The sequence below is a fragment of the Methylacidiphilum caldifontis genome (genome assembly GCF_017310505.1).
GTDB classification, from domain to species: domain Bacteria; phylum Verrucomicrobiota; class Verrucomicrobiia; order Methylacidiphilales; family Methylacidiphilaceae; genus Methylacidiphilum; species Methylacidiphilum caldifontis.
This window is the reverse complement of record NZ_CP065957.1, coordinates 2179214-2196125: the sequence shown is the minus strand read 5'-3', so window position 1 is coordinate 2196125 and position 16912 is coordinate 2179214. Positions and strand designations below refer to the sequence as shown.

15 protein-coding genes are annotated in these 16912 nt (G+C 40.4%); 3 read left to right on the top strand and 12 right to left on the bottom strand.

Translation table 11 applies throughout. From position 1 onward, the window contains the following. Positions 1-43: 43 nt before the first annotated feature. The 7 genes from bioA to IT6_RS10095 all read right to left on the bottom strand — a co-directional run bounded on the left by bioA (position 44) and on the right by IT6_RS10095 (position 9233). On the bottom strand, positions 44-1444 hold the full coding sequence (gene bioA / locus IT6_RS10125) for an adenosylmethionine--8-amino-7-oxononanoate transaminase (RefSeq protein ID WP_206826551.1): 1401 nt from the start codon (positions 1442-1444) through the stop codon (positions 44-46). A 21-nt stretch (positions 1445-1465) separates the two neighbouring features. Then, the gene (locus IT6_RS10120; protein WP_206826549.1) at positions 1466-2629 is read right to left on the bottom strand and encodes an aminotransferase class I/II-fold pyridoxal phosphate-dependent enzyme; all 1164 of its coding nucleotides are present in this window, start codon (positions 2627-2629) and stop codon (positions 1466-1468) included. Positions 2630-2638: 9 nt separating this feature from the next. Further along, the gene (locus IT6_RS10115) at positions 2639-3865 is read right to left on the bottom strand and encodes an amidohydrolase family protein (RefSeq protein ID WP_206826547.1); all 1227 of its coding nucleotides are present in this window, start codon (positions 3863-3865) and stop codon (positions 2639-2641) included. Positions 3866-4297: 432 nt separating this feature from the next. After that, positions 4298-4954: a phosphatase PAP2 family protein gene (locus tag IT6_RS10110; RefSeq protein ID WP_134440182.1), complete on the bottom strand. Its 657-nt coding sequence runs from the start codon at positions 4952-4954 to the stop codon at positions 4298-4300. A gap of 26 nt (positions 4955-4980) precedes the next feature. Beyond that, positions 4981-7161 (bottom strand): heavy metal translocating P-type ATPase, encoded by a 2181-nt coding sequence (locus IT6_RS10105; RefSeq protein ID WP_134440181.1) that lies wholly within the window; start codon positions 7159-7161, stop codon positions 4981-4983. Positions 7162-7484: 323 nt separating this feature from the next. Next, positions 7485-8483 carry an aspartate-semialdehyde dehydrogenase gene (locus IT6_RS10100; RefSeq protein ID WP_134438957.1) on the bottom strand — a complete coding sequence of 333 codons (999 nt, stop codon included), beginning with the start codon at positions 8481-8483 and terminating at the stop codon, positions 7485-7487. Between the two features lie 195 nt (positions 8484-8678). Beyond that, the gene (locus IT6_RS10095) at positions 8679-9233 is read right to left on the bottom strand and encodes a bactofilin family protein (protein WP_134438956.1); all 555 of its coding nucleotides are present in this window, start codon (positions 9231-9233) and stop codon (positions 8679-8681) included. Positions 9234-9397: 164 nt separating this feature from the next. Here IT6_RS10095 and IT6_RS10090 point away from each other — a divergent pair, with 164 nt between their 5' ends. The 3 genes from IT6_RS10090 to IT6_RS10080 are packed head-to-tail and all read left to right on the top strand — an operon-like array spanning position 9398 to position 12346. Next, entirely contained in the window at positions 9398-11176 is a 1779-nt protein-coding gene (locus IT6_RS10090) for a hypothetical protein (protein WP_242524227.1), read from the top strand. Further along, positions 11148-11660 carry a YdbL family protein gene (locus tag IT6_RS10085; protein WP_134438955.1) on the top strand — a complete coding sequence of 171 codons (513 nt, stop codon included), beginning with the start codon at positions 11148-11150 and terminating at the stop codon, positions 11658-11660. Before IT6_RS10090 ends, IT6_RS10085 begins: the two co-directional genes overlap by 29 nt. Beyond that, entirely contained in the window at positions 11657-12346 is a 690-nt protein-coding gene (locus tag IT6_RS10080) for a hypothetical protein (RefSeq protein ID WP_134438954.1), read from the top strand. The genes IT6_RS10085 and IT6_RS10080 overlap by 4 nt, the downstream gene beginning before the upstream one ends. On the opposite strand, the gene IT6_RS10075 is transcribed toward IT6_RS10080, so the two are convergent. The 5 genes from IT6_RS10075 to IT6_RS10055 form a co-directional block, all read right to left on the bottom strand. Further along, positions 12343-12804, bottom strand: coding sequence for a DUF3347 domain-containing protein (locus IT6_RS10075; protein ID WP_166792766.1), 462 nt, complete (start codon positions 12802-12804; stop codon positions 12343-12345). The genes IT6_RS10080 and IT6_RS10075 overlap by 4 nt on opposite strands. Before the next feature lie 48 nt (positions 12805-12852). Further along, positions 12853-13251 carry a hypothetical protein gene (locus tag IT6_RS10070; RefSeq protein WP_206826541.1) on the bottom strand — a complete coding sequence of 133 codons (399 nt, stop codon included), beginning with the start codon at positions 13249-13251 and terminating at the stop codon, positions 12853-12855. Positions 13252-13291: 40 nt separating this feature from the next. Further along, positions 13292-14944: a multicopper oxidase family protein gene (locus tag IT6_RS10065; protein WP_242524226.1), complete on the bottom strand. Its 1653-nt coding sequence runs from the start codon at positions 14942-14944 to the stop codon at positions 13292-13294. A 44-nt stretch (positions 14945-14988) separates the two neighbouring features. Continuing rightward, positions 14989-15567, bottom strand: a complete 579-nt coding sequence (locus IT6_RS10060; protein ID WP_206826539.1) for a hypothetical protein — start codon at positions 15565-15567, stop codon at positions 14989-14991. Positions 15568-16110: 543 nt separating this feature from the next. Continuing rightward, a complete protein-coding gene (locus IT6_RS10055; protein WP_242524225.1) occupies positions 16111-16884 on the bottom strand; it encodes a YSC84-related protein in 774 nt (257 codons plus the stop codon). Positions 16885-16912: the final 28 nt, after the last annotated feature.

Here is a 16912-nt window from a genome sequence, read left to right as displayed (position 1 = left end):
ATAAGGATAAAAGATTATCCTTTCAATCGCTCCAGCATTTCGCTTAAAAAGAAGAAGAGCTGCTTGGAGGCAAAACATCAGTCAAGGCTCGATACAAGGCCGATACCATGCCTTCAATATCATCCCTAGTAGAGCAATAGGGAGGCACAAGGATAAGTACATCCTTGATGGGGCGACTGACTAGGCCATAGGCTTTTGCTCTTTCAGTCACTGCCCAACCCCTATCAAAATGGGAATCCAAAGAGGAACATTTTTTATCCTTCAAGAGCTCAATGGCCAAAACCGCTCCTTCCACTCTTACATCACCGACAAGAGGATGATTCCAAAAAACTTGAGAAAAAGATTGTAAATCACGAGATAGCCCAGCTATCCGATCAAACGTGTTTTCTTCTTCAAAGATTGCTAAATTTTCATACGCCGCCGCACAAGCAACCGGATTGGCCGTATAGCTATGTCCATGGAGGAAAGCTTCGTTATACCCACCCTTAAAACATTCAAAAATCTCCTCTTTAACCAAGGTTACGGCTATAGGCAACGTTCCTCCAGATAGTCCCTTAGCAAAGCAGATAAAATCGGCATTCACATTCTCTTTTTGCGAAGCTGCGATCTTACTCCCAGCTCTACCCATACCACTAAATACCTCATCGACAATAAAAAAAGCTCCTGCATCCCGAACAAGTTGAAAGGCTTCTTTGATGTATCCTTCAGGGTGCATCCACATTCCTGATGCTCCTTGTATTTTAGGCTCAACGATCATCGCAGCTAGCCTATGGCCATTCTCGGCTACTATTCTTTTTAGTTCTTCAAGACATTCCCAGAAGCACTCTTTTGATAGCCGGGCATCCTTTCCCTTTTCTCTTTTCGATCTATTCCAAGGGCAATGAAAACAGGAAGGCGAAGCAACGTCCAGAGAGTCAAAAAGCAGCTCATTGAACCGGTTTTGAAAAGGAACCGAAGAAACGCTCATCGCTCCAACCGTATCCCCATGATAACCCCCTTTCAGGCATAAAAATAAATTGCGTTGTTTTTCACCTCTTTGTTGTAAAGCTTGCCAAGCTATTTTGATTGCAGCTTCTATAGCTGTAGAACCATTATCTGAAAAGAAAACCCTATAGCTTGTTTGGTTGTCTTCCGAAACCATGGATACAAGTTTTTGTCCAAGCTTGACCGCCCAAGGATGAGTATTGCCAAGAAAAGAAATGTGATCGACTTGGGACAAACACTCAATGATCGCTTTGACAATCCTTGGATGACAATGGCCATGGGTAGTAGTCCATATTGAAGAGTTGCCATCCCAATACTTCTTTCCTTTAGAGTCGTAGAGGTAACACCCTTGGGCTTTCTCTATGACAAGGGGTTCATAAGTAGGACTAAACCACCGATCATAAGGAGTAAACGGATGCCAAAGGTATTGCTTGTCTAAAGAAACTAAGGAAGGTAACATAAAATAACTAGAGTTTTATTCTTACAAAACACCAAGCTTTTTTAGAGCCTCTTTGAGGTAATCGATCTGATCAGCGCGGTGGATAGCGGTAAGAGAAATCCTAAGTCTTGCTTCTCCCCTTGGTACTGTTGGATAACGAATAGGGGGCAAATAGATTCCTTTTTGCTCAAGAATAGCTGAAACCTCAATGGTTTTGGACTCTGTTCCTATTTTTATTGGTATTATGGGAGAACAAAAAAAAGAGTTGGCCAGATTTTCTTCAAAGAAATGACTTATGTTATCCTTGAGTTTTCTTCTGAGCATCGCTCCTTCTTTGGATTGGATAATATCAAGAGCAGAAGCAGCTGCAGCAACGCATGAAGGGCTAAGAGCTGTCGTAAAAATGAAAGATTTTGCGCTATTAATCATCCAATCTATAATTGATTGTTCTGCAGCGACATAGCCTCCTTGAGAACCTAAAGCTTTGGAAAACGTTCCTAAAATCACATCCACTTTGTCCGCTAAGTCTAGTGCAGTAGCCAAACCTCCTCCGTTCTCTCCAAGAATGCCTTCAGCATGGGCATCATCAAGCAGAAGATAGGCCTCAAAATGCTCCTTAAGTTCAACAATCTCTTCAAGTGGAGCTATGTCCCCATCCATGGAAAAAAGGGATTCGGTAATGATCAGAATTTTTTTAAAATCCCCCGCATACCTTTCTAAAAGTTTCTTTAGATTTTTTGGCTCGTTATGGTCAAACACCCGAAGGGTTGCATGACTTAGGCGAGCTCCCTCCCACAAAGAGGCATGACTGAAGCTATCCATCAAAATCATATCAGCTTTCCCCACAAGAGATGATACACTGGCTAAGGCAGCCATGTAGCCCGAGGGAAAAATCAAGGCTTTTTGTTTTCCCTTCCACTGGGCAACGGTTCGTTCCAAGGCAGAAAAAAGAGGATTATTCCCGGAAATGAGCCGAGAGGCCGAGCAGCTTGTACCATATTCTTTTGTTGCCTTAACCGCCCTCTCAATGACCATGGGATGCCTGGAGAGACCAAGATAATCATTTGATGAAAAATGAATGCTTTCCTTTCCATCAAAAAGGGCACTCATGCCTTCGGTAGGCTTAAACTCCCTGAGCCTGCGCAACAAAGACTTTTCCTGAAGATCCTGCAGTCTTGAAGAAAAATCAAAATAAGCCTTTTTCATCTTTTCCTTTCAAAGGGTTTCTGAACAATGCACGATATTGCCATCAACCATAATCATAAAAGGTTTTTTGTCCTCAAAGAGAAGAAATTCCAAGGGATGATTTAAAGAGGCTGAATCGATAAGGGTGATGACCAAATCGGCATAAGCTCCAGCCTTAATCTCTCCCAGCTTACCTTCCATCCCTATCGCCTTTGCAGGATTAAGGGTAAGCATCTTCCACCATTCAACAATCGAAACAGAAGGATTAGAACGATGGGCAACCCAGATCTCTTTTCTCATGTCCAAAGAATCATTAGAGGCAAGACTGTCTGTACCTAATAGAACATTGATTTTCCTAGTCAACAGATCGGCCAGAGGGAAAGGATCATGCCCAAAAAAAGCGTGAGACTTTGGGCAATAAACGACACTCCAAGTGTTTTCTTCAAGCAGTTTGTAATCCGACTGATCCAGGTAATTCAAATGGATGAGCAATGAATTGGGACCTATAAGATCTTTTTCTGCCAGATAGCGGAGTGGACTTGATGCGGTAAAATTCAGAAATTGGGGGTTCAATTGGGATATAAATTCAAAAAGCATCCCTTTTTTCTCTTTAAACATCTGGTATTCTTCAAAAGACTCCGCCACATGAGTCATCACAAAACCCTTTTCTTTTGTACACCATGCTCTTGTCAGCGAATACAAATCCTCACTTGCAGTATAAGGAGAATGGGGAGAAAGGCCTAAGGGGGTAAATGGAGAACGACCCTGAAAAAAAAGAAGAAAACCCGCTAACCTCTCATCAGTCCATATTGGTTTGCTTATATCAATAAGTTCAAGAAAGCTAAAAATGCGCAGCGGAACATGAAAATTAAAAAGGAGAATTTCGGGCATGGATAGGACATCAAATAAACAGGTTGTAGCCGACTCCAAAGCTAACTTCATACCCGTTTTAAAAGAATTGAGATAGTCCCTAGCCGAAAAAGTTTTTTTTAACTGGACAATCCCCTTTATCCATTCCACAAACGACCCCTGGAAAGAATTCAATCTGCCGTCAAAAAGTGTATATTCGAGATGACAATGCGCATTGATCAGTCCAGGGGAAATAATCGCACTGCCCAGATCCAAGACTTTTTCTTTTGGATTGACTTCTAATGATCTTGAAACCTCGATGATCTTGTTTCCCTCGATGCGTACACAGCCTGGAGTCAGGATCAAATCGGGTCTACATATAACGTGCGAAGCTTTAAGAATAGGCATCTTTTAAAATTTAGTCGTTATCCACCCCGCGCAAAGAAAAAACAATAATAGGCTCATAAGCCTGTTTGGGCTTGACTCGATAACCTATCTGTATGCCTTTAATCGATTTGCCTTTCAAGGCCGGAGAAATCCTCCATGCAATAGGTTAGTCTCCAACCAGATGCTTCCACACCATGGTTTGCTATCCATTTGAACCGCCTTAGCCAGCTTTCGCAAACTTGCTGAATTAGCCATTTTCCTTCAAAGATCGTGTGCACTATTAGAGATCTAAGGAAGAGAGCAGAAAGCAAGCACTACAGCTCTACTTCCTAGTCAAAAGTGATCAAACAAATGCTTTCCTTTGTCCTGCTAGAACAGTAAACCATTCCCTACGAATCATTCCCTATCTTTTCTTTATCTCGATTCTTGCTCATTTTTCCATGGAACAGATTGCTATGAAGAAAGCTTTAAGTTTTTATTTATCCTGGGTAGGTGCAAGGGTAAAGTTGGATAGCTACGATGAAGACGAGGAAAGAGTTTCGGTCCATATTTTTCCCAAAACCAACAAATAAAATAAAGAAAAGCATAAGAATAAACTAATGAAATGAGCCAGCCTGCCAAAATATCTGATGGGTAATGAACTCCCATGTAAATCCTCGAATAGCTAACTAACAAGACCCAAAGCCAGATCCATAAAGCAGACAATCCATACACAGCGGTCAGCATAACCGCTGCGGCGGTGTTATTAGCTGCATGGCCTGACGGAAAGGACCTTCCCTTGAGTGACCCTTTTGTTAATGGAGGATTAGAATAGTAGATTTTATCTTGTTTTTCCACCACTCTAACATGAGGAAGAACTTGGAATGGTCTTGGCCTATGCACCAGTTGCTTGATCGTGTCGATAATCAATCGGTCTCCGACAATAACGGAAATAAGGGCTAAAACAACAAAAAGCCGTCCTCTAAATTTTCCAAAAATAAACAACAACAAACCCAAGATCCACAAGGATAAGCTAAAATTGCCCAAATCAGATATAAAAGGCATGAGCCAATCTAAAAAAGGAGAGTGATACCCATTGAGTGAATAAAAAAGAAAAATGTCTAGCTGCATAAAAATGCTATTTTAGAGAGAATGGATTATCTTTTATAAAGCCTGAGGGCATTGCCAATAACAAAAAGATCGGATAATCCCATCGCTGCGGCACATACAGAAGGAGAGAGTTTTCCCATTACAGCAAGAGGAATGGCTAGGGTATTATAAAAAAAAGCCCAAAAAAGATTTTCTTTTATCGTTTTTAGGGTCTTGTCGCTAATCTCCAGCAAAAGAGGAATAATTTCAATATCGGCATTCAGTAGCACAATATCTGCAGACTCTTTAGCAATGTCGCTCGCATTGAGAACAGCAATTCCAAGATCTGCCTGGGCGAGGGCTGGACCATCGTTGATCCCATCTCCAATAAAAGCAACGGATTTGCCTTGCTGTTGTAAGCTCCTTACTACCTTGGCTTTTTCTTCAGGTCGAACTTCAGCGATTATGTTTTCGGAGTTAATTCCTATTTGAGCACCTAACTCAAGAGCAATTTCCTTTTTGTCCCCAGAAAGGATATAGACAATATATCCATTGGCTGAAAGCCTTTCGATGACTTTCTTGGCGGCGGGTTTAAGAGGTGCACTTACTGGATAGTAAGCAACAAGGCTGTCATCCATGGCCAAGCCAATTCCACTCAAAGATTGCAATTTCAACTCATCGATATTTATCCCCAAGCTTTTTAACCATGACAAAGAACCCAATCTCACTACATGGTCTTGATAAAGAGCCTGTATGCCCGCTCCTGGTTTTTCTTGCCAATGTTCTAAGCTAAGCAAAGGATAATTTTCAAATTTTTCGATTACCGCACGACTTACGGGATGCAAACTTGATTTTGCAAGAGAATAAGCCAAGCTGTTAGCAAGAAGTGGATCCTTTAAAAAATACTCAGGATCGCCTACGGTTAACTTCGGTTGGGTCAATGTACCTGTCTTGTCAAAAATCACTTCCCTTATTTTTCCACACTTTTCAAGAGCAGAGCCGTCTCGGATCAATATCCCCAATGAAGCGAGTCGGTTTGAGGCTACCATTATGGCTGCTGGCGTAGCCAGGCCCATGGCACAAGGGCAAGCAACAACAAGAACTGATGCAGCCCTTATTAGAGCTGTTTCCCACTTGGTCGAGAATCCCCATCCCAAAGCCGTTGCAATAGCTATGCCAATGACAAAAATAACAAATACACTGCTTAGTTTATCGACAAAATTCTGGATGCTTGCCCGGCTTTCTTGGGCTTTTAAAACGACCTCCGCGATATGCGCAAGGACAGTTTTTTCTCCCGCTGCACTGACACGCATCACGATACGGGAATTAAGATTAAGAGTACCTGCAAACACCTTTTCAGCAGGAAATTTCTCTATTGGCCTACTCTCTCCTGTAAGCATGCTTTCATCCACCAGTCCTTGACCTTCTATGACTTCTCCATCAACTGGAATTCTCTCTCCTGGTTTCAATACGACCCTTTGCCCAATAACAAGCTCTGAAACGGGAACTTTTTTTTCGATACCATTATCTTCAAGGACAGTGGCGTAAGCTGGAGCCAACTCCAATAGCTTTTTCAACGTCCTATTGGCCCTTCGCGATACTCTTGCCTCCAGCCAATGACCCGCACTCACCAAGGTTATAATCGCTGCAGCTTCGTCGTAATAATAATGCTCTATAATACCAGGGAAAAAAAGTCCAAAAGTGCTAAGTAGAAAAGCTGATGAACTTCCAAGTGAAACAAGGGTATCCATATCTAGTCGGCCACTGCGGATCTGCCTATACGCCCCTAAATAAAACGAATAGCCGCTGACAAGTTGAACAGGAAGAGCTAAAAGGAAAAGGTATAATCCAAAAAAAAAGTTCCACTGGGAATAAAGAAGGGTCATCCATGAAGAAGGAATTGAAAGAGCAAAAAGAATATTACCCAGCCACAGGGGTGGGGATCGAATCAAGAATTGGCTAAGATAAAGAGCCGTCGTAAGTATAATGCCTAGTACCAGGGAGCGTGTCCAACGTTTTGAGGCACTATCTTCATCTTCTCCTTCAATCAATTTTGCCCCGTAGCCTGCTTCTTCAACGGCACCAATAAGCTGGGAAGGTTGGCAACCTTCCTCGGCTGTCACTACGGCTTGTGATTTTTCTAAATCGACATGAGCAGATATAACTCTGGGCACTCGACTCAAGGCATTTCTCACATGCCTCACACAATTATTACAGGTCATTCCTTCAATGCGTAATTTTACTTTCATTTTGAAAATATATGCAAAAGAAAGAACTCTACCCAAAAAAAATCGATACCCTATACCCTTACGAACCAAAACCTGGATTTGAAAGAATAAGTAGCGATTTAATAAAAAATGGCCGTTAAATTCTCATCCCCTTAGAGGAATTGGAGCTTCAACTTGGATCCGAAGTCTTTGCATGGTTTGGCAGAGAATCTAAAAAAACATAGTCATAAATGGCCAACAATCACCTCAGCATAACTTTATGAGCTCTTCTTTGAGCATGTCCCTTAATAGGGTCTTCAGGCTAGTCAGCAAGAAGCTTACTCGCTTTAAAGCGTTTGAGGGTATCAGTTAATCAGGCACTGAAGAATTTGAAGGGCATTCCAGGCTGCACCCTTAAGAAGCTGGTCTCCACTTAAAAAGAATGATATCGATCGAGGATGAGATAAATCTTCTCTAATCCTTCCTACCAATACTTCCTTTTTCCCCGAAGCTTTAATAGGTGTGGGGAACAACCCATTCTGTGGATCATCGATAACCTCCACTCCAGGGGAAGAGGCCAAAATCCTTCTTGTCTCTTCAGCAGTAATTTTCCGAGCTGTTTCCACCACAACAGATTCGCAATGAGCTCTAAATACTGGAACTCGAATACAGGTCGCACACACATTTAATCCAGGGCAATGAAAGATTTTCTTTAGTTCCTGGATGACCTTATTCTCCTCTCCATTATACCCATTTTCAGCAATAGGACTGTTATGTGAAAAAACATTAAAAGCGATCTGCTCAGGGAATACCTCTGGGACAATCGGTTTCCCCTGGACATAATGCCTAACTTGCGTATCCAGTTCTAACAGGGCTTTAGCACCCGCCCCGCTTACTGCTTGATAGGTGGATACAATGACTCTTTCCACGGTTGCTATTTTATGAATCGGCCATAGAGCAACGGAAAGCAAAGCAGTCGTACAATTGGGATTAGCAATAATCCCTTGATGATTCTTAAGATCTTCCCCATTGACTTCAGGAACAACCAAGGGAACTTCCGGTTTCATTCTAAAGAAAGAAGAATTATCAATAACAACCGCTCCATTTTCCTTTGCCTTAGGGGCAAAAATAGCCGAAATAGAACTTCCAGCACTAAAAAATACAAAATCAAGATTCCTCAAAGCATTACTGGAAAGTTCCTGCACTGCGAGCTCTTCCCCTAGAAAAGAAATTTTTTTCCCTACCGATCTTGACGAAGCAAACAAGCGAAGTTCAGAAATTTCTATTCTGCTTTTTTCCAACAGTTTTATAGCTTCAATACCAACAGCTCCTGTTGCTCCAACAATGCCTAACTTTAATCCCATAGTTTCTTATCTTTTTTACTTTTTTAAAATTATTTTTCTTCTCATCCCTTCCCTTCAGCCTGATCAGCCAGAAAAATCAAGATTGGTTAATTTGGAACTCATATCGACTTACATTAAATATTAATATAGGGATAAAGGGAGATTTAGCTAATATTTAGAAAACCATTTAAGAGTCTCTAACCATATCCCACAGGTCTATCTGCCCGAAACCTGACGAATGTCAGATGAAACCGATTTAGGCTCCGGTGGTTTATTAGAAGTAGAAGGTTTTGGGGAAGAAGAATCCTGGGGAGCGGGAACCTTTTTTGGAGGAGGTTCTGTTTTAGGCGAAGAAAGAATCTTGAAAAAGGAACTAAAATTAGGTTTTTCAATCCGATCAAGAAGCAGACTTTCAGAGCGGCCAACAAAAATTGCCCCCGGTTCAATTAAAAGGGAAGAGGTCTTAATGTCACCAAAAACCCTAGAAGTATTAAGGAGTTCTAATCTTTCTTGAGCAAAAAGATTACCTTCGACTTGCCCTCTAACAATAATCGTCTTGGCTTTTATTTCTGCTTTCACTATGGCCTGAGGGCCAATAAGTAAAACCCCATCTTCGGAATGGATATCACCTTCAAGTTTCCCATTTAACTGCAACTGCCCACTAAATCCTACGGAACCTTTAAATTCACTGTATTGATCAAGAATTGTAACTTTTGAAGACTCATCGGTACTCTTTTGTGTCTCTTCCTTCTCTAAATGAGCTAAATTCACTGAAGTACTCCTCTTTTCGAAGTTTCTTTTTCCTTTTATCTTAATCGATTTCGATGTGCAAGTCTTAGAATTAATGAAAAAAGGAAAAATCTTCGCCTTTTCTTTTTCTTTTCTTATATAGCATAAAATGATAAGCCAAAAAGAAGAAAAAGAATTTTTAACATATGTTGTTTGGGGAAAAAAATAATTCAAAAAAAGAAAAAAAAGATCACCCAGCCCGTAACCAAAGATTTTTTCTTGATCTCATATTTAATATTCTGCTCTTTAGTTCTCTTGCTATCTGTTTAATCCTTTCGGTTGCTTACATTATATATCATAATCCCAAAACTTTCCTGCTAGGCATCGCTCACCATTACCATGTCCCACTTCAATTCGAGGAAGCCCAGTGGATATCCCCGCACAGCTTAAAACTCAAGACGATAGAGTTTGGCGAGATAGCCAAAATCAAGGGAGCGGAAATTGAATGGGACTGGATGGAGCTGGGAACTAAACAAGTTATCAAAAAAATAGTCGTTGATTCCCCTGAAATTTGGACTAGTGAATGGATAAAGTTCTTGGAAGATAAAATCGGGACCCAAGAAAACATTGCTCCCCCTAGTCCTGTTGAATTTCATTTTATCCTATGGACATTCAAGTTTAATCCTGTTGTCCGTATACTTGAACTCAGAAAAGCCATTTTAAATATTGATCGACTTCATCCTCAGCTGCCCCCCATTCCCCTTCTTCTTGGCTATAAAGAAACTCCCCTTATTCTTTCCAATGTCCCTTTACTCGACATAGCTAGGCATAATGAAATCCTTGAGCAAGCTACGGGAGGAAATATCGTTTTACTTTCCCCTTACGATCCTTTGAGCAAGATCCTAGAGATAGAGTCCATAAAAGTAAAATTTTCCTGGTCAGGCCTCGTGCACCATAGAGTCGAAGAGATCACAATCGTTCATCCCACTCTTTTCATAGGCCCTGATCTATTCTGGTATGTTGATCAATTTCGTGAATTGCAACGCCAGATAAAAGCAAAAGGCAAAACCGAAAATATCTTGGAGGAGTGGTATATAAAAAATCTGCAGTTGAGATACGGAAAATTGACCATTACTGCCTTTGGAGAGCCTAGTTTTGAACTTCCCTTCATTTTTGAAACGACCGCTCATGATTTTCCTTTGAATAATTGGAAAGAAGTGAGCTTGAAAAACCTGATTCGGGTTGTTCCTGGAAGAGTGGACTATCCCCAGCTTGGCCTTTCTATGGATGTAGCAGGAGGAGAAATCGCCTTTAATTTACCCCCAGAAAGTCAAACAGCTAATAACCTTGTCCACTCTGTAAGGCTAAAAGAAATAAATTGGAAAGGTTTTAGCGCAACAGATGGTTGGTTATCGATCACCTTTCAAAAAGAAGCTATCCATGGATTTTATGGATTCTCTCTTTTCGATGGATATACCCATGGAGGATTTCAAGTGGAGTTCGAAAGAGGATTTCCTTGGGAGGGTTGGTTAACTGTTAGTGGATCTAAAATGGACTCTTTAATAGAAAAGCTTTGTATGGGCAAAAAAGATATTGTATTCAGAGGAAATATAGATGGAAGATTAAGAATGAAAGCAACCGGATCTTATCTTGAAAACCTAGAAGGCTTTTTCCTTCTTTCATCTCCTGGATATATGGACATAAAAGACATGGCATTTCTGACGAAAAATATCCCCCCTTCCTGGAATAAAACTGCTAGCCAGCTTTTTGCTCTGCTCGCCGATTCTTTCCGTAATTATTCATTTAAAAACGGCTTTATTAAATTAAACTATAGTTATCCTAAGAGTGATCTTCTTTTAGGATTATATGGACCTCAAGGTAAGAGGAATTTCTCCATTCATTGGATTCAAGACCCGAAATTAGGCCCTCCTATCGGCCGAAATTTTTATAATACGAGTGAAAAAACAATTTTTTTCCAACCTTAGAATTACTTTATTGTTAAATTGCTTCTCAAAAGAAAGAATTCTTATTCTTTCTCTCTTCCTCTATAGTTGTAGTCCAACCGTAAAACTCACAACCCCCGAGCCTGTCAAAATTAATGTAAATATGGGAGTGGTGGTTACCGAAAAAGAATCTCCCAATCGTATCACACTCGATCCTCAGGTAGCTGACCGACGGAGGTTGCGCTCAGGGGAAGTTCAAAGTTTAAAAAATGCTCGAGTGATTGGAGAAAACCGAGATGGATATCTTGAAATCATCAACCCTCCTAAAGAAGAAAATTATAGAAATTGGGCTAAAAAAGTTGTTTCAGAGGAAAATGAAGATAGGACAAAACTCTACATGACCCAGGCTAAAATCCAGGGGAAGCCCCTTGAGGAGATCGAAAAAGAATATGCAAAAAAATGGCAAGAAATGAGTTATCCTGGAGAGTATATTCAGGAATATAACGGAAAATGGATCCAAAAATGAGACGAAAGAAAAACCCATTTATTTTCTTTTTTCTCTTTTTGGTAGTTTTTTGTCTTTCTGCATTCTCAGAGCATAACCTCTCTGCACAGGATGGCAACCTTGAGACTCAATCCGATTATCCTCTACCTTCACAATCCAATGCCCAAACCCAGTCTCCTCTTAACCCCATTCAATACAATTCTCAATCTCCTCAAGAAAATCAATACCCCAAAAGCCATGCAAATACCCATATTTATGGGAAAAAAACGGACAAAAACTCGCAAACCACTTCCTCTCCTATTGAATTTACCGAAGAGCTTCCTGATCCTACCAATGGGTTAAAATCTGTCCTTGATTCTTTGACTGCAGACCAGAGAAAAATAATTGAAAAAAAGTTTCATCGGGATGCTATTCATGCTTTTGTCGGCAAAACCGATTCCCTTGACAGGAGCTACCTTCTCTTTGCTGAAAAGACCCAAAAAACCGATGAAGCGCTCATACTGGTTTTCGTTTCTAAAAAAGATAAAATTCACTACCTTTTTAGCAGCCTTCATCCCTTTTCTATTCCTCCTCAAATACGACTGAATCCCTACGATCGGCTTTCTCTAACGCTGACCGTGGTTCGTTTTGAAATGGCACAAACCACACCTGAGATCTTTACTCAAACAACAGCCCAAAAGAAAAAAGAGAATCTTGGTAGCCGCTAAAATTCTTCAGTTACATCTCCACAAAGAAGCATCGCCGACCCATAATAGGGATTTCTAACCTCCTTATCTGGCTGAATCCAACTGCTCTGGGCCATTGGGCAAGTCAGAACAAAATACTTACCCGTTTTAATCTTTTTGGATCTTAAAAGCTCTATTAAAATGTCACTAATATCCTTGAAGGCGAGTCTTGCTGAATCAAGATCTTTGGCTTGAGCAAGCAATTTTATTTTTCCAGGCAAAGACTCTGGAAAATAAGAGGGGGTATTTTTCTGAACAATATCTCCCATAGTTGTTGCTATTTGAGATAGTCCTTTAAGAGAATCATCTGAAAGGAGCTTGCCAATTTTAAAATATTCTTGGAGTACAGAATCCAATACAGGAGTTGAACCTTCAGCAAATAAAGGGAAAACCACGCCTAGAAAAACAATAAGAGTAAGGTATTGGGAGAATTTTTTCATAATTTTCTATTCTAGGATACAATAACACCGACTGATCTCTATTAAAACTCAGGGATGAGAAGATTCAAGCTCTTTTGCATATTTTTCATAGACGTCGGCAATGGCTTTCATCAGATCCGCTTTCATTCTTAATTTTCTTGCTGTAGCCTTAGGATTTTTGGCTTCCTCCACTTCTTTTAGAATCTGATCGAAATTATCAGCTTCTCCACAGCAAGATCCCTTAGCGCCTCCCATCATTCCATGACCACCCATCCCATGTCCCATCATCCCATGTTCCATTCCTCCCATTTTATGGCCTTCATGCTCATCCTTTTCTTCGACGGATTGCTTGTCGCTTTCCATTCCTTTATGTTTTTCATGCTGAGCATGTAAAGACGGGCTAAATAAAGCTATCCCCGATAGGAAAATCAAAAGGAAAGCCGACTTTAAAAGGGACCTACTTTTCATAGTTAAATTCCTAATTAAGATTAAAATTCTGTGCTTTTTTTTAATCCACAGAATACATGAACATCATTCCACTGTGAAGATGTTCAAGGATATGGCAATGAGACATCCATTTTCCAGGGTTGGATAATTCTAAAAGGATATCCACGACATCTCCTGCGCCCACCATAAAAGTATCTTTCCAAACATGGTTGGTCTCTTCAACATCATTAACCGCAAGGACCAGAAACCTATTTCCATGGAAATGCATCGGATGCTGCATAGGATGGAGCGAATGAATATCATTGATAATCCGCACCTTTATGTAGCTACCCCGCTTATAATTCCAATCCATGATCGCCCCATTGGTTTTCATGGTCCCTAGGTCAGTAATCTGCCAGGTAATTTCTTTGGAAGTTGACATTTTATTCTGCAGATACATGTGATCTTCCCATTCCACTTTAGCTCCTGTTTTTGCAAGTATGGTTATTAGACCTGGAAAAGCTGAAGATTGAGTAGGTGTAGAACTGCCGGGTTCCGAAAAACGGGAAGCCTCTTTTTTAGAGACCGCTACCGAGAGACGGATCGTCCGATCCGGCCTTGCTGATTTATACTTGGAAACCAAAGGTTCAATTTCATCAATAACTTCTTTATTCTCCCTTAATTGTTGAAATTCTTTTTCATAAGAAACACTTACCGCTTTGTCCCCAACATGAAATGTAGCCAATTCATAAGTCCGGGCACCGACAAGAGGATCAACGGCATGATGAGTCAATTTGTAATCACCTGCAACAGGAAAATACATCTCCACAATTTGTCTTTCCGACGGAGCGATTGTCAAAGTATCAACGTATTGTTCTTTTTCAACCCGGCCATTATCTCCTCCCACTAGCTTCATCTTTATGCCGGGAACAAAGACACGAAAAGGCCTTACACTCGATGTATTGGTCAAGTAGAATCGAACGACTTCGCCCTTTTGTATATCTATAGTGGGTTTTTGCTGGCCATTGATGAGAAACGTATTCCCATACCTTCCCATGAAAACAAAATTTGAATAATCTTGATAGTATTCGGGAAGCTTCCCATCTTTGATGAGAATATCCGTCAATATAAGAGGAATTTCTCTATTTACAGGAGCCCAATAATTAGGATCTTTTGGAATAACAATATAATTCCCATACAGCCCAAGTTCCTGAGCATAGTCATCCCTATAATGAGGGTGATACCAATAAACTCCTGGGTCATCAAACTTCAGTTTATACGTAAAGCTCTTACCGCTTGGAACTACAGGCTGAGTGACCTCAGGCACCCCATCATAGCGATTATCCACTCTAACTCCATGGTGATGGATAGTAGAAGGCAATCCGGTTAAATTTTTAAATTCAAGGGTAATTTCATCCCCCTGATGAACCCAAATAAAGGGACCGGGAACAGATCCATTGTAGCCAAGCATTTTAATCTGTGCATTGCCTATCTTGGCCTGAAGTTTCTGAGCAGTTATCGCATAATTATCCCCATTTTTTAAATAAACCGTCTCGGTTTCTTTAACCATAGGGTATTGATCGGGATCAACAGAAAAATCATACTTAGGCTTAGCACCTTTGAACCATAAAAACAAAGCCCCCACAAGAAAAAGCAAAAGAAAGCCCAAAAGATAAGAAAGCTTAGTTTTACCCTTTGCGGTTTGTAAATTAATGAATCTAAAAAAACCATTCATATCGGCTTATTGTTAATATCATGATATAACATATTTCAGGTTTTTCAAGCTTTACTTGAAGCAATAGGTGATGGGGTGACCTTTTTCTTTCTGGAAAGGAAAACAAAAATACCCAAGCCAACAACTACTCCTCCAAGAACCATGACAATGATGGCCGTTGGACTCGTCAAGAAACTCGAAAGTCCCACATTAATCGGGAACTTGAAAACCATTGGATTAGAGCCATCTCCTTTAACCAAGGTAATATTAGTCATATACTTGCCTGTCTTTTCAAAATTGACATCGATCGAAGCCACGCCCGTAGAATAGAGCTTGGGCGGAACTTCCAAGATCGATTTGCCCGTCGCAAGATCTATGACCTTGACATCCAGAGGGATACTCTTTAAATCCGGGGTTATCAGGTCAAAGACCATGGTCATTTTCCCCGTATTGGGGATATTTTGACAGTAGGTCTTAAATTGTCCCATCCGACCATAAACATAAACATCAAGATGTATGGCATAACCTCCCTGGGAAAGTATTCCACATTCCATTCCCCCATTATCACTACCCCCATGCCCAAAACAGAGGAGAGGAAAACTTGCTAAAAGAAAAATAAATACAGCTAACTTTTTAATAGACATAAAAATAAAATGAGTTCTCACCCCTTTTTTTCTTTCTTGAGGTTGAAAAGATTGATTGTTTTTACACTCTGCTCTTGATATAGGAAACATAAATATCTCCATCTTTCTCCTTTCGATGAATATAATAGGTTAAAATGAAAAAAATTTTAATATCTAGACTAATAAACAGAAATTCCAAAGAAAAAACAATTGCAAAATTCTTTAAGCCTAAAAAATATACCCTAATTAAAAAATAGTTTTCGTTCCTAGGGAAAATCATTACGTCTCTTAAAAAAAACCCTTAGGCAATCCGCAGCTGTTCCTAAAACTATGCCTCCAAAGTTATTCAGCCATGGGTAAATTTATTGCTTTGCGTATGGTTTCCCACTGGCAGAAACAGGATCTGGCCACAGAGTCTTTGTATTTTGGTTCAGGGCAGGCTTGCGGTTAACTTTCTTCTGCCATTCCCTCAAGTCATTCCAGCTGATGTTCTCCCATTCTTGTTTTTATCTCTAATCAGGCCTCTAAAGAACAAGAGCCGATGTTGTTCTTTATATATTTTTTCTACTTTTCGTCAATCTCTTCTTCCTGTTTATAGGGTGCTTCTAAAGCATTAATGAGTATTTTTGCACCCGGAGGAGGTTTAATGTTTCCAGAGAGGATCTCCGAAGGACTGACTTCCCTATTATAATATTCTCTATTTGTATCGGGAGCCTCGACAATCGCTGTACCCTCTATAGATATTCCTCCAAAAATGCCTTGGCTTTGGCTATAAGTATAAATGGCAGCCATTGGCATTACACCCGCTTCAGCCGTTCTACCAATAGGACCTGCGGTTGCACTAATGCTTCCTCCAATATTAAAATTTCCTCCTTTAGCAAAGGCTTCCACCGCTTCAGGGGTATTAAGTACAAGAATAAACTCTGTTGCATTTACTCCAATTTGAAATCCAAAACCGACTCCTCCAACCGATATGGCTGAAGGGCCAGACCATCCTTTGGAGGTTCTTGCTACAACTAATCCTGTTCCTCCTCTGCCACTAAAAATAAATCCAGCCTTAATCACCGTCAAAATAGCAAAACCCTTAGCATCCCTAAAAACAGATTGAGGAATGGATTTTTCTGGCATCTGCTTAAACCTCCGGATGATCGTTGCCGCTTGATTAACTGTCTTTTGCAAATCCCAAGCAAACGCCGGTTGAAAAAGAAATCCAAAAATAAAAAAAAGAAAAACACGCGTCCTTGAAGCGTTACACCAACGAAAAGACCGGAAAAAAATCTTTTCTTTTTCTACCCAGTAAGTAGCCCCTGTTTTTTGAATTAAATGGCTACTTTTCACAAACCTTAAAAACCGATTCTCAAAAGCT

Coding starts and splice junctions, on each gene's coding strand:
- bioA (WP_206826551.1), bottom strand. CDS start 1,444: ATGTTACCTTCCTTAGTTTCTTTAGACAAGCAATACCTTTGGCATCCG.
- IT6_RS10120 (WP_206826549.1), bottom strand. CDS start 2,629: ATGAAAAAGGCTTATTTTGATTTTTCTTCAAGACTGCAGGATCTTCAG.
- IT6_RS10115 (WP_206826547.1), bottom strand. CDS start 3,865: ATGCCTATTCTTAAAGCTTCGCACGTTATATGTAGACCCGATTTGATC.
- IT6_RS10110 (WP_134440182.1), bottom strand. CDS start 4,954: ATGCAGCTAGACATTTTTCTTTTTTATTCACTCAATGGGTATCACTCT.
- IT6_RS10105 (WP_134440181.1), bottom strand. CDS start 7,161: ATGAAAGTAAAATTACGCATTGAAGGAATGACCTGTAATAATTGTGTG.
- IT6_RS10100 (WP_134438957.1), bottom strand. CDS start 8,483: ATGGGATTAAAGTTAGGCATTGTTGGAGCAACAGGAGCTGTTGGTATT.
- IT6_RS10090 (WP_242524227.1), top strand. CDS start 9,398: ATGTTGTTTGGGGAAAAAAATAATTCAAAAAAAGAAAAAAAAGATCAC.
- IT6_RS10080 (WP_134438954.1), top strand. CDS start 11,657: ATGAGACGAAAGAAAAACCCATTTATTTTCTTTTTTCTCTTTTTGGTA.
- IT6_RS10075 (WP_166792766.1), bottom strand. CDS start 12,804: ATGAAAAAATTCTCCCAATACCTTACTCTTATTGTTTTTCTAGGCGTG.
- IT6_RS10070 (WP_206826541.1), bottom strand. CDS start 13,251: ATGAAAAGTAGGTCCCTTTTAAAGTCGGCTTTCCTTTTGATTTTCCTA.
- IT6_RS10065 (WP_242524226.1), bottom strand. CDS start 14,944: ATGAATGGTTTTTTTAGATTCATTAATTTACAAACCGCAAAGGGTAAA.
- IT6_RS10060 (WP_206826539.1), bottom strand. CDS start 15,567: ATGTCTATTAAAAAGTTAGCTGTATTTATTTTTCTTTTAGCAAGTTTT.